The 12,338-nt window shown below is 64.2% G+C and carries 12 protein-coding genes; 4 read left to right on the top strand and 8 right to left on the bottom strand.

Annotation, left to right across the window (positions count from 1 at the left end; translation table 11 throughout):
- Nucleotides 1–142 precede the first annotated feature (142 nt).
- The 3 genes from BZL41_RS09440 to BZL41_RS09430 all read right to left on the bottom strand — a co-directional run bounded on the left by BZL41_RS09440 (nt 143) and on the right by BZL41_RS09430 (nt 2,618).
- A complete protein-coding gene (locus BZL41_RS09440) occupies nt 143–415 on the bottom strand; it encodes a DUF1652 domain-containing protein (RefSeq protein WP_095599055.1) in 273 nt (90 codons plus the stop codon).
- Between the two features lie 242 nt (nt 416–657).
- Nucleotides 658–996, bottom strand: a complete 339-nt coding sequence (locus BZL41_RS29380; protein WP_095599054.1) for a general stress protein — start codon at nt 994–996, stop codon at nt 658–660.
- Nucleotides 997–1,433: 437 nt separating this feature from the next.
- Nucleotides 1,434–2,618, bottom strand: coding sequence for an EAL domain-containing protein (locus BZL41_RS09430; RefSeq protein ID WP_256578117.1), 1,185 nt, complete (start codon nt 2,616–2,618; stop codon nt 1,434–1,436).
- 264 nt (nt 2,619–2,882) lie between these two features.
- Between BZL41_RS09430 and BZL41_RS09425 the strand changes: the two genes are divergently transcribed.
- The 3 genes from BZL41_RS09425 (at nt 2,883) to BZL41_RS09415 (ending at nt 6,179) form a co-directional block, all read left to right on the top strand.
- Nucleotides 2,883–4,904, top strand: coding sequence for a ribonucleoside triphosphate reductase (locus BZL41_RS09425; RefSeq protein WP_095599052.1), 2,022 nt, complete (start codon nt 2,883–2,885; stop codon nt 4,902–4,904).
- Nucleotides 4,905–5,314: 410 nt separating this feature from the next.
- Entirely contained in the window at nt 5,315–5,479 is a 165-nt protein-coding gene (gene nrdD, locus BZL41_RS09420) for an anaerobic ribonucleoside-triphosphate reductase (RefSeq protein WP_084338081.1), read from the top strand.
- A 1-nt stretch (nt 5,480) separates the two neighbouring features.
- Nucleotides 5,481–6,179 carry an anaerobic ribonucleoside-triphosphate reductase activating protein gene (locus BZL41_RS09415; RefSeq protein WP_256578114.1) on the top strand — a complete coding sequence of 233 codons (699 nt, stop codon included), beginning with the start codon at nt 5,481–5,483 and terminating at the stop codon, nt 6,177–6,179.
- On the opposite strand, the gene BZL41_RS09410 is transcribed toward BZL41_RS09415, so the two are convergent.
- The 5 genes from BZL41_RS09410 to BZL41_RS09390 form a co-directional block, all read right to left on the bottom strand.
- The gene (locus BZL41_RS09410) at nt 6,160–6,876 is read right to left on the bottom strand and encodes a Crp/Fnr family transcriptional regulator (protein WP_095599050.1); all 717 of its coding nucleotides are present in this window, start codon (nt 6,874–6,876) and stop codon (nt 6,160–6,162) included. The two genes, BZL41_RS09415 and BZL41_RS09410, sit on opposite strands and share 20 nt — an antisense overlap.
- Before the next feature lie 179 nt (nt 6,877–7,055).
- A complete protein-coding gene (locus BZL41_RS09405; protein ID WP_095599057.1) occupies nt 7,056–8,447 on the bottom strand; it encodes a 4Fe-4S binding protein in 1,392 nt (463 codons plus the stop codon).
- On the bottom strand, nt 8,444–9,301 hold the full coding sequence (locus tag BZL41_RS09400) for an FTR1 family protein (protein ID WP_095599049.1): 858 nt from the start codon (nt 9,299–9,301) through the stop codon (nt 8,444–8,446). Before BZL41_RS09400 ends, BZL41_RS09405 begins: the two co-directional genes overlap by 4 nt.
- A gap of 11 nt (nt 9,302–9,312) precedes the next feature.
- Nucleotides 9,313–9,636, bottom strand: a complete 324-nt coding sequence (locus BZL41_RS09395) for a cupredoxin domain-containing protein (protein ID WP_084338091.1) — start codon at nt 9,634–9,636, stop codon at nt 9,313–9,315.
- Nucleotides 9,637–9,638: 2 nt separating this feature from the next.
- Nucleotides 9,639–10,169: an iron transporter gene (locus BZL41_RS09390; RefSeq protein WP_095599048.1), complete on the bottom strand. Its 531-nt coding sequence runs from the start codon at nt 10,167–10,169 to the stop codon at nt 9,639–9,641.
- Nucleotides 10,170–10,941: 772 nt separating this feature from the next.
- On the opposite strand from BZL41_RS09390, the gene BZL41_RS09385 reads away from it, so the two are divergent.
- Nucleotides 10,942–12,318, top strand: a complete 1,377-nt coding sequence (locus BZL41_RS09385; protein WP_095599047.1) for an enolase C-terminal domain-like protein — start codon at nt 10,942–10,944, stop codon at nt 12,316–12,318.
- The last annotated feature ends 20 nt before the right edge of the window (nt 12,319–12,338 follow it).

Genomic DNA, 12,338 nt, shown 5'->3' with positions numbered 1-12,338 from the left:
GTGGCCCGCACCTGTAGGAGCGGATTTATCCGCGAAGCGGCCTGTCGGCTATCGCGATGAGTTCGCTCCCACATAGAGGCCAAGGCTGCGTTTCTGCTCACCTGTAGGGTCGAATTCATTCGACCAAGCGAACCGAAGGCGATCACATCAATCCGCTTGACCGCGCGCGCACTTTGTTCCGCATGGTCGATGAAGCCAGCGCCTGTTTTATTTCCAGCGCCAATTGCGAAACGCTTCTGATGGTCGTGAGTTTGTCGGGGGCGATGTTTTTTACCAGTAAGCGGGTGGTATTCGAATCGTCGTACAGGCGTACGCAAATACCATCGTTTTCGGTCCTTTTACATTCGCAACCCAACGGAGAAAAAGAAGATTGGATGATTTGGCAGGCCATATCGAATTTCAAGGCATCAGTCATTTTTCATTCCCGCCCCTGGTAATGATGAGGGTGCTGTCGTTTTTACCCTGTTCCTTCACGATATCTGCCTATTTCTCAGACCCGTCCGAGTAGTGTATGCACTCTTCGCACGATGTCTAATCTCGCTTCGTTCTGTATTGCTGGGTTTTATAGCGAGGCCTTTGTTTTCCTGGGTGGCCGGACCATTTGCGAGGATAAATTCGTTTGGATATGGGCGGAGGCTGCCGCCCCCGCCCACGGACTTAGCTGTTGCGACCGCCGCCGCGACTGTTCTCGCCGCCTTTGCGACCGGCTTCGGAAGCGCGCTCGCGGTCGTTGGCGAAGTTACCTCCGCTGGCCTGGCCGCCTTTCCTGCCGGCTTCGGAGGCACGCTCGGGATCGTTGGCGAAATTACCGCCGCTGTTCTGGCCACCCTTGCTGCCGATTTCCTGATAGAACTCCCGGCCATGGCTTTCGGAGGTCGCTTCTCCCCCTTTCTGGCCGATGTCTTGGTAGAACTCTTTGCCATGAGTATCGGAAGTCGCTTCGCCTCCTTTGCGACCGGCTTCGCCCACACTCATTTTGCCTTTATCTTCAGCCATACAATTCTCCTCAACATTCGTTTTGGTTGGGAGGAAAAGCGGAACGTCTATCTAACTCCGCACCTCAGTGAGTTGGAAGTTGGCCGCTGGGGAGAGTTCTGGCCTTCTTGATGAGCGGTAACTCGGTGGCGATCCTGTCGTTTCGATCATTCGCTGGCGATATGAGCGAAGCGGTGATTCGTTTGAGGAATATCGTTTCGTTAATTCGTTTATCGAGACGTGGAGTAGTTAACGAGCGTTGAACTAGACCGCTGTGGATTCGTTCGCCAGGTTCGCAATATCGGCTTCAGCTCGATTGGCGGAGTAACGGCCAGCCTGAAAGCGGTGTTCGGCCCATGCCATGAACGAAAAGTACCTGCATGCGGTTCCCCTGGACTACCTGTCGAAGCGCTTCATATACACCAGGCAACCGTTGACGAGGAAGGTGGGCGCTTCGCTCAGGTGAACCGGTAGTCTTCCAGCGGTGCCGGAATACCTAGCAGATAACCCTGGGCTTTGTTCACCTTGAGCTGGCGGAGCATGGCGAGTTCGCCTTCGGTCTCCACGCCTTCGGCGACGATGCGGCTTCCGGTTTCCTCGCCGAAGCGAATCAGCGCTGCAGCGAGGGCGCGACAATCGTTATTGCTGTCGATGTTGTGGATAAGGCTGCTGTCCAGTTTGATCACGTCCGGCTTGAGTTTGAGGATGTGGCGGAAACTGGCGTAACCGGCTCCGGCATCGTCCACGGCCAAGAGCAACCCCTGTTGTCGCAGGGGTTCGAGGGTTCGGGCAATCAAGGCGTAGTCGGTCACCAGTTCATGCTCGGTTACTTCCAGCATGATCCGCTTCAGTGGGAAGTTTGCCAGGGTGTTGGCGACAGCCCCGCTCAGGATGGTTTCCGGCGATACGTTGAGAGAGACGTAGCAATCCACCGGGAAATGATCGAGTCCCTTCAGGGCTTCTTTGATGAGTGCGATTTCCAACTGTTGCTGAAGACCGACTTGGGCTGCGTCGTCGAGCCATCGATCCGGCGAGCGCAAGGGCTCGGTGGTGAAACGTGCCAACGCCTCGTAGCCGACAACTCGACTCTGCACGACATGAATGATCGGCTGGTAAACGATCCGGAATGCCTGCTCGGCAATGACCGAGGTGATACGGGCGGTCTTCACTTCATGGGCCTTCCTGCTCATGACGTGGCGCTCCAGCAAGTGTCCGGCGAATGCAGCGAACAGGCGCAGGGTAGCCAGGTTGTGCTCGTTCAGGTTGTCGTTTGGCTTGGTGCTGAAGCAACAGAACGTGCCGTAGAGCCGGCCATCGCTGAAGCGGATAGGCACGCTGAGGTGCGCGCCCACTGGAAACGAGAGGGTCACCGGAAGGGTCAGCGCCTCTGCCAGTCGTCCGGCGTTCGGAATCAGTTCCGGCAGACGCCCGTCAACGATGCGCTGGCAATAGCTTTCTTCCAAAGGATCCGACGCTCCGACGCACAACGGAAGCGGTCCGTCCTGGCCGTCCACGTAACGAAAGATGCGTACGCCGCCCTGGAATTCGGAGATGAAGGCGAATTCCATCTTCAGGTGCATGCGTACGGTATGCAGGGCTTGACCGAGTATCTCCTCCAGCGATGCATGGTCGGTGGCCCCGATCGTTGGAAGGCTCGACCCGCTGGACTGTCCGGGATATCGTCCTGGGGCAGTGGGTTTGAGCACGGCTGAATCTCCCTTAGGAAGCATCCTTGAGCTTAGACCGTGAAGCCGATCTTCGGCTGCAGAGGCTCCGGAACCGACCAATGCATCCCTATGCCGGTCTTGATCACGGTCAATTCCCGGACGGGGTTGGACGAGTACCTTGCACAACATGTTGTGGTCCTGGTGATCGCGTAAAACCATCTGTTGTGTAGGGAGACAAATATGACCGGCCTGCCATCCTTCCGTCCCGAGTCGTTGCGCAAGCGCGACGGCCGCTGGGTTGCCTTCGATCTGGAGAAGATCCGCCGGGCCATCGCGGCGGCCGGGGAGGTTACCGGGGAGTTCGAGGGGGCGCGGGCGGGCGATCTGGCCGAGGCGGTGCTGGCACGTCTGCTCGACCGCCGTGAGCTGGATGTGGAGCGGGTGCAGAACAGCGTCGAGCGGGTGCTGATGGAGGCCGGTTACTACACCACGGCGCGTGCCTACATCGTCTACCGCGAGCGGCATGGCCGGCTGCGCCGCGACCGCAAGGCGCTGGTGGACGTGGCGGCGTCGATGAACGAATACCTATCCCGCGAGGACTGGCGGGTGCGCGCCAACGCCAACCAGGGCTATTCCCTGGGCGGGCTGATTCTCAACGTATCCGGCAAGGTCACCGCCAACTACTGGCTGGACGAGGTATACAGCCCGGAGATCGGCCAGGCGCACCGCGAGGCGGACATGCACATCCACGACCTGGATATGTTGGCCGGCTACTGTGCCGGCTGGTCGCTGCGCAGCCTGCTCCACGAAGGTTTCAATGGCATTCCCGGCCGGGTCGAGGCCGGGCCGCCGAAGCACCTCTCCAGTGCGCTGGGGCAAATGGTCAACTTCCTCGGCACCCTGCAGAACGAGTGGGCCGGCGCCCAGGCGTTCAGCTCCTTCGACACCTACCTGGCGCCCTACGTGCGCAAGGATGGCCTGGGCTACGACGAAGTGCGCCAGGCGTTGCAGGAGTTCATCTACAACCTCAACGTGCCGTCGCGCTGGGGCACCCAGACGCCGTTCACCAACCTGACCTTCGACTGGGTCTGCCCGGAAGACCTGCGCGAGCAGATTCCGGTGATCGGCGGCGAGGAAATGCCATTCGCCTATGGCGAGCTGCAAGCCGAGATGGAGCTGATCAACCGCGCTTACATCGAGGTGATGATGACCGGCGATTCCCTCGGCCGGGTGTTCACCTTCCCGATCCCTACCTACAACATCACCCACGATTTCCCCTGGGACAGCGAGAATGCCGACCGCCTCTTCGACATGACGGCGCGCTACGGCCTGCCTTACTTCCAGAACTTCCTCAATTCCGACATGAAGCCCAACCAGGTGCGCTCCATGTGCTGCCGCCTGCAACTGGACGTTCGCGAACTGCTCAAGCGCGGCGGCGGGTTGTTCGGCTCGGCCGAGCAGACCGGCTCCCTCGGCGTGGTGACGATCAACTGCGCGCGACTGGGCTATCTGTTCTGTGGCGACCGCAAGGGACTCTACCGGCGCCTGGACGAGCTGCTGGAAATGGCCCGGCAGAGCCTGGAGGTGAAGCGCAAGGTGATCCAGCACCACATGGACGCCGGCCTTTATCCCTACACCAAGCGTTACCTGGGCACGTTGCGCAACCATTTCTCCACCGTTGGCGTGAACGGCCTGCACGAGATGCTGCGCAACTTCACCGCCGACCGCGAGGGGATGCATACCGAGGCGGGTCGGGCCTTCGCCCTCGAATTGCTGGACCATGTGCGGGCGACCCTGGTGCGCTTCCAGGAGGAAACCGGCCACCTCTATAACCTGGAGGCGACGCCGGCGGAGGGCACCACATACCGCTTCGCCAAGGAAGACCGCAAGCGCTTCCCCGGCATCCTCCAGGCCGGCTCGGACGAGGCGCCGTACTACACCAACTCCTCGCAACTGCCGGTGGGCTTCACCGACGACCCCTTCGAGGCGCTGGTGCTGCAGGACGAGCTGCAATGCAAGTACACCGGCGGCACCGTGCTGCACCTGTACATGGCCGAGCGGATTTCCTCGGTGGAGGCCTGCAAGAAGCTGGTGCGTACCGCACTCAGCCGCTTCCGCCTGCCGTACCTGACGGTGACGCCGACCTTCTCGATCTGCCCGGTGCATGGCTATCTGGCCGGCGAGCATGAGTTCTGTCCGAAGTGCGACGAAGCCTTGTTGCAACGCCAACAAGCCTGCACGACCGGCACCTGTAGCGCGTGAGCGGTGCTTTTGTAGGAGCGGATTCATCCGCGAAAAGGGCCTGCCGGCCATCGCGAATGAATTCGCTCCCACAGAAAGGGTTCGGTGCCGTAGGGGCGAATGAATTCGCCCTGGGTGCGGCTGCCCGGCTCTTTGTAGGAGCGGATTCATCCGCGAAAAGGGGCCTGCCGGCCATCGCGAATGAATTCGCTCCCACAGAAAGGGTTCGGTGCCGTAGGGGAGAGTTTATTCGCCCGGCGAGGTGAATTGGAGCGAGTGAATTCGCCCTTACCCGGGCTCTTGTAGGAGCGAGCTTTGCTCGCGAAGCGTTCGCCAGCAGAGCTGGCTTCTGCAAAGGCTGCTCATGGAAGTGGATTCATCCGCCCAACGGCAACACAACTGATTTACCACCAACAGAAGGAGCAAGACCCATGAACCAAGCCATCCAACTGCCCCAGGAGCAGCGTCAGCGTTGCGAAGTGTGGACCCGGGTGATGGGCTATCACCGCCCGGTCGCGGCCTTCAATCCGGGCAAGCAGTCCGAGCACCGCGAGCGCCAGCATTTCACCGAATGCGCGGCGGGCCTGGCGCGCTGAAGTGGGTGCGATGTTGAGGGTCGGGGGGATGGTCCCCCTGACCACCCTGGATTTCCCCGGTCATCTGGCCTGCGTGCTGTTCTGCCAGGGCTGCGCCTGGCGCTGCCGTTACTGCCATAACCCGCAACTGATCCCGGCGCGTGGCGAGCAGGAACATGCCTGGGACGCGGTGCTGGATTTCCTGCGCAGCCGCCAGGGGTTGCTCGACGCCGTGGTGTTCAGCGGCGGTGAGCCGACCTTGCAGAAAACCTTGCCCGAGGCCATCGAACAGGTGCGCGCCCTGGGTTTCCGCATCGGCCTGCACAGCGCCGGGGTGAAACCCAAGCCGTTCGCCCGCGTCGTGAAACTGGCCGACTGGGTGGGGTTCGACGTCAAGGCGCTGCCCGAGGATGCCGAGCGGGTCACCGGCGTGGCCGGCAGCGGCGCGGCCAACTGGCGCAGCCTGGATCACCTGCTCGCCAGCGGCGTGGATTACGAATGCCGCACCACCGTGCATTGGCATCTGTTCGACGCCGACCGGCTCTGGCGGCTGGCCCTGCGCCTGCGTGAAACGGGGGTGGAGCGCTTCGCCGTGCAATGGGTGCGTACCGCGCGCATGCTCGACGATAGCCTGCCCTGGGCACCGCCGCCGCTGGAACAGCGTGAGCTGTGGGAGCAACTGGAAGCGCTGTTTCCTCAGTTCATACTGCGCGGAGGCTGATTTCCCGGCTTTCGCTGAACTCGTCGAGCAGCCGCCCGACGCTGGGGATGCGGATGCGTCGCCCGCGGCTCTCGATGAGCCCGGCCTGGCGCAGCCGCGCCATGATCCGCGAGAGGGTTTCCGGCTGCATCGACAGCCGCGCCGCGACCAGCCGCTTGGGCAGCAACAGGTCGATCTCGGCACTTTCCACCGCACGGTTTTCCAGACGCTGGATCAGGTACAGGGCGAAGCGCTGTGTGGCGTTCTGCAAGGTTAGCGTTTCCAGCTCGCCGAGGCGCTGGTGCAGGCGCACGCTGAGGTGGCCGAGCAGGTGCAGGCAGGTCTGCGGATGCTCGCTGAGAATCTGCAGCATCATCCGATTGGGAAAGCTGATCATGTGCACCGGGCCGAGAGTCTGTGCGCACACCGGGTAGACCGCGTGCTGCATGAACATCACCGCTTCGGCGAAGGTCTGCCCGGCCTGGATGATCTCCACCACCTTTTCCTGCCCGTCCGCCGAGATGCGGAACAGTTTCACCCGCCCGCTGAGCACCAGGAAGAAGCGCTCGGCCTCCTGACCCTGATGCAGCAGCATTACCTCGTTGGCGTGGCGCTGCTCGTGGGCAGCATCGAGCAGGCGTGCCTGGTCCTCCCGACGCAGATGCCTGAACAGTGGGTGGAGAAGAATGATTTCGCGGGTTTCCGGGGCCTGTATCACGTCGCAGCCTGGTCCGATGGGAGTGTTCTCAGCCTAAGGGCTAGGGGGGAGGTACTCCATTCCCCGGACGGGGTACCTCATCAGACCCTGTTCAATGTCCGCTGCGCGTCGGCCCTGCTGCGTTTCGTGGCCGCCGAGGCCTTGCATGGCTTTAGCTCGCGAGACCTTGAACAGGCCTCTCAGACCCAGCCCCAGAACTGTAACCACCACCCATAGCCCACCAACCCTACCGCCGGCAGCAGACAGGCAAAGGCAGTCAGCGTGCGTCGGGCGGACAGGCGCTCGCCGCGCAGCACCTGCCAGCCAAGCCACAGGCTCCAGGCGATGGCGCCGGCCAGCAGGGCGGCGCGGGTCGGTTGCACCCAGTCCAGGGGCACCCCTTCGAAGCGCAGCAGTTTGACGGTGGTGGATGAGAGCCCGAGGAACAGCCCGGCGGCACCGAGGGGCGTGAGGCTCAGCGCCAGTTGGCGGAACAGCGGCGGCCGTCCGGCCAGCATCGCGGCGGCGCGCAGCAGCAGGCTCAGTGCGCCACCCAGGAACAGCCCGGTGCCGAGCAGGTAGACGAGAATGAGCGCGCCATCCAGCCAGTTGAAAGTGTCGTTGACCTGCGGGTAGTGGGTCAGCAGCCACCAGGGCGCGTTGGCTTCCAGGGGCCAGAACAGGTCGCGTTCCACCAGCCAGGTGGCGAGGGTCTGCTTGAGGTCGATGAACCAGGGGCTGACCGTCCATTGGAAGGCGCCTATGGCCAGGCCGATCACCCCGAACAGCAGCAGACGCACGTCCCAGGGGGACGGCATCGACGGGCCGCCGCACGAAGCGTCGTCGCGATGGCGCTCGACATGGATGATCTCCTGGTTCGGCGAGCGCAGGGCCAGGCTGACCGCGCCGCGCTGGCCGCTGCAACGTCCGCAGGCGTGGCAGTCCGAGGCGCCGCGCATGCGGCGGATGTCCAGCAGCGGGGCGCAGTTGGGCGGTGGCAGGTGCGGCGGTGGGTTCTCTCGCCAGCGTTGCTCGTCGACGCGGAAATGCACCGGCGCCAGCTTGGCGAGCAGGCCGAACACCCCGCTCACCGGGCACAGGTAGCGGCACCAGATGCGCTTGCCGCGCCCATAGAGGAAGCCCACCAGCATCGCCGCGAGGGTGGAGCCGCCAAGAATCAGCAGCGCGGCCTGGGCGTAGTCGTAGACGCTGATCAACTGGCCGTAGACGGTGGTGAGGATGAACGCCAGGGTCGGCCAGCCGCCCCAGCGCATCCAGCGTGGCGTGCCCCGGCCGAGACCGCGCCGGCTGGCCCATTCGCTGAGCGAGCCTTCCGGGCAGAGCACGCCGCACCAGAGGCGGCCGAAGAGCACCACCGAGACCAGGACGAACGGCCACCAGAGCCCCCAGAAGACGAACTGGGCGAACAGCGTGAGGTTGTCCAGCAACCCACTGTGCGCCGCCGGTAGCGGCAGCAGGGCGGGGATCACCAGCAGCACCGCGTAGAACGTCACCACCGACCATTGCAGGGCACGGATGACCCCAGCGTGACGCCGCATGGCGTCGCCGAGCCGCGCCAGGGAAGCGTTCATGCCGGGCTGACCCTCGCCAGCGCCGGTTGCGGCCGCCACAACCAGAGCCAGACCAGCATCCAGTACGCGGCCATCAAACCCACCGCGGCGGGAGAAGGCATGGCCCGGTAGCCGGTGAACCCGGCCAGAACGGCACCGACGCCGGAGCCGTCATCCAGGGTGGCCGAGCTGTCCCACAGCGCTTCGCCGAGCAGGCTGTAGGCCACTTCCGGCAGGTCCATGCCCATCAACTGGCCGCTGACCCGGTCCAGCCCTGCCATCAGCAGAGCGGCGCCGAGCAGCAGGAGCAGGGTCTCGCTGAGCTGGAAGAAGCGCCGCCAGGACAGCAGCCGGCTACCCAGTTGCAACGCCGCGAAGGTCGCCACCGCCAGGACGAACCCGAGCAGGCCGCCAAGGGCGAAGCGGCCCAGGTCGAGGCCCTGTTGCTGGGCGCCGATGCCATAGAGAAACACCACGGTTTCGCTGCCTTCGCGGCCCACGGCGATCAGCGCCAGCACCAGCAGACCGAGCCCGCCGCGCTGGCTCAGGCCTGCGTTGGCGCCGGCGATCAGGCTGTCGCGCAATTGCCGGCCGTGGCGGTGCATCCAGCCGACCATCTGCAGGATCAGGCCGCTGGCGACCAGTACCAGGGCGGCCTGGAACCACTCGCCGGCGCTGCCCGCGAGCCATTCCCCGGCGCGCAGGATGAGCAGGGCGAGCAGGGCCGAGAACACCAGCCCGAGCCCGACCCCGCCCCAGAGCAGCACCAGTGCCCGACGGTTGTCCGGCTGGCGGCGCAGCCAGGCGTAGAGGATGCCGATGACCAGCAGGGCCTCGACGCTTTCGCGCCAGACGATGAACAGCGACTGACCCATGGGGCCTCCTGTCAGCGGGCGATGATCTCGCCCTCCGGGAGGTCCATGTGGAACTCGTCGAAGAACGGATAGCGACCGGGTTTGAGCGGATGGATGACGACGAACGAGCGCGCGCCGGGGGACAGCACCTTCTCCACCCTCAGCGGCGTGCTTTCGAACTCGATAGGGCCTTCGCCGTCGTTGTGCACTTCGATCTTGAAACGCTGCCCCGCCGGCACCTCGATCGTGGCGGGGGTGAAGTGGCCGTCGCGAACGCTCAGTACATAAGTAGGCAGGCCCGCCTGGGCGCTACCCGCCAGGGCCGTCAGCAGCAGGAGGGCGGAGAGGCGCGGCATACTCAGTAACCGCCTTTCTTGCCGATGCCGGCGTAGGTGAACTCGTAGCGCAGCTCGCAGCGCTCGAACCAGGGCGCGACACCGGTCTCGCGGTCCACATGGCGGCCGAACATGCCGTGTTCGCCGCCCGGCGGCAGGATGGTGTAGGTCAGGGTATAGCGGCCTGGGCCGAGCAGCTTGACGTTGTCGCCGTAGTGCGGGCCGTCGCTGGCGACCATGGCGTGGAAGTCGCCGGTCAGCGCCTCGGCGCTGCCTTCCTTGCGCAACTCGAAGGCGATGCGCAGGTTGGGCACGAAGCTGCCTTCCTGGAAGCCGTTGGGGTTGTTCTCGGTGGCGCTGATGTCGGCTTCCAGGTGCACGTCCGATTCGGTGGCGGGGCGCATCAGGCCGGCCGGTTCCATCTCGATCGGCTGCAGGTACACCGCCCCGACCTCCAGGCCGCCGCATTGCTGGGGTTCTCCGATGGGGTATTCCTTGGCCTGGGCCAGCGGTGCGAGCAGAACGAGGGCGAGGGGCAGGGGGGCGATTCGCATGGGGTGGGTCTCCGTTGTCGTGTATGGACAGGGAGCGTAGAGAGACGAAACTCATCTGATAATGATTCTCGTCAATTTTTCGTGGAAAACGACTGCGACAGAATCACGCATCTTATAAGACGTCATACAACAAAGGTGATGATCTGTGTCCAAACCGAGTCGGATCGCCGGGAAGGCCTTGCTTCAGAGGATAGGGGTTGTGCCTGCCGCTCCGCGCATAGCCCTCTATCTCGCTGCTTTCACGCCGGACTCGCGGGATTAGAGCGAGCCGAAAGGCGTGAGGGCGAAGCGATTCCCCTCACTTGATGGGGCAAGCCGCCTCGGTGAAGACATAGGACTTTTCTGACTCTTTTGCGTTGACAACGCTGTCGTGCTGTTGATAATCGAGTCATGTCATATGACGACATACGACAACTTCTGATAACAAGAACAGTAGAGAGCGCAGGTCCTGCCATGGCGATGAATTTCCAGGCACACCCCTCGGTCGCACGCGCGTTGCCCGCCACGCAGCCCGGCGGATGCCTGCGGTCGTCACGTACGGCGGATACCGCCTATCGTGCCGCGTGCCGGCCTATGACGACCGATGGCCCCCTTCACCCCTTTCTTCGCCGGCCCTCGCGCCAGCCGTCCGGCAGGCACCGCCGAACCACTCGATTCGAACCGCCACATCCGAAACGCCCGGCGCGCTTGCCCTGATCGGCGGGGCGGCCCCTTGCCCAGGCACATTCGAACAACAGCGGCCAGGCCGCAGAACCACTGGAGCAGAACGGAAATGCTGGTTGACGAAACACAGAAGGCAACCCCGGTCGTGCAGGACATGCAGGTGATCCCCGTGGCGGGACACGACAGCATGCTGCTGAACCTGTGCGGCGCCCATGCCCCCTATTTCACGCGCAACCTGGTGCTGCTCAAGGACAGCGCCGGCCGCAGCGGGATCGGCGAAGTCCCGGGCGGGGAAGGCATCCGCCAGGCCCTGGAGCGTTCGCGCCCGCTGGTCATCGGCCAGCCCATCGGCCGCTACAACCGCACCCTCAACGGCCTGCGCCGGATGCTCGCCGGACGCGGCGCCACGGCGCACGAGGTGACCTCGGAAGCCGAGGCGGCGGTGTTGAAGCAGCCCCACGAAATCAACCTGCGCCTGGACAACGTGATCACCGCCGTCGAGGCCGCGTTGCTCGATCTGCTTGGCCAGCATCTCGGCGTGCCGGTGGCCGAACTGCTCGGCAGCGGCCAGCAGCGCGACGCGGTGCCGATGCTGGCTTACCTTTTTTTCATCGGCGACCGCACCCGCACCGACCTGCCGTACCTCGCCGGAGAAGGTTCGGACTGGTACCGCGTCCGCCATGAAGAAGCGCTCACTGCCGACGCCATCGTGCGCCAGGCCGAGGCCGCCGCCGCGCATTACGGCTTCAAGGATTTCAAGCTGAAGGGCGGGGTGATGCGCGGCAGCGACGAGATGGCTGCGGTGGCCGGAATCAAGGCACGCTTCCCCGACGCCCGTGTCACCCTCGACCCCAACGGCGCCTGGTCGCTGGATGAGGCCGTCGCCCTGTGCAAGGGGCAGGGGCACGTGCTGGCCTACGCCGAAGACCCGTGCGGGCCGGAGAACGGTTACTCCGGCCGCGAGATCATGGCCGAGTTCCGCCGCGCCACGGGCATCCCCACCGCCACCAACATGGTCGCCACCGACTGGCGGCAGATGGGCCACTCGCTGCGCCTCGACGCGGTGGACATCCCGCTGGCCGACCCGCATTTCTGGACCATGCAGGGCTCGGTCCGGCTCGCCCAGATGTGCGAAGAGTTCGGCCTGACCTGGGGTTCCCATTCGAACAACCACTTCGACATCTCGCTGGCGATGTTCACCCACGCCGCCGCCGCGGCGCCGGGGCGCATCACCGCCATCGACACCCATTGGATCTGGCAGGAAGGCCAGGAGCGCCTGACCCGCGAACCGCTGCGCATCGTCGGCGGCGAAGTCCGCGTGCCGGACAAGCCCGGTCTGGGCATCGAGCCGGATATGGACCGGATCATGCTCGCCCACGAGCGCTACAAACAGGTGGCCGGCGGCGCGCGCGACGACGCCATGGCCATGTGCTACCTGAAACCCGGTTGGACCTACGACCCGAAACGCCCCAGCTACGCGCGCTGAGCGCGCCGCTTCACAACCGA

Origin of the sequence: Pseudomonas sp. PIC25, assembly GCF_002286785.1 — a bacterium.
Classification (GTDB): Bacteria; Pseudomonadota; Gammaproteobacteria; order Pseudomonadales; family Pseudomonadaceae; genus Pseudomonas_M.
This window is presented reverse-complemented; position numbering and strand designations above follow the sequence as displayed.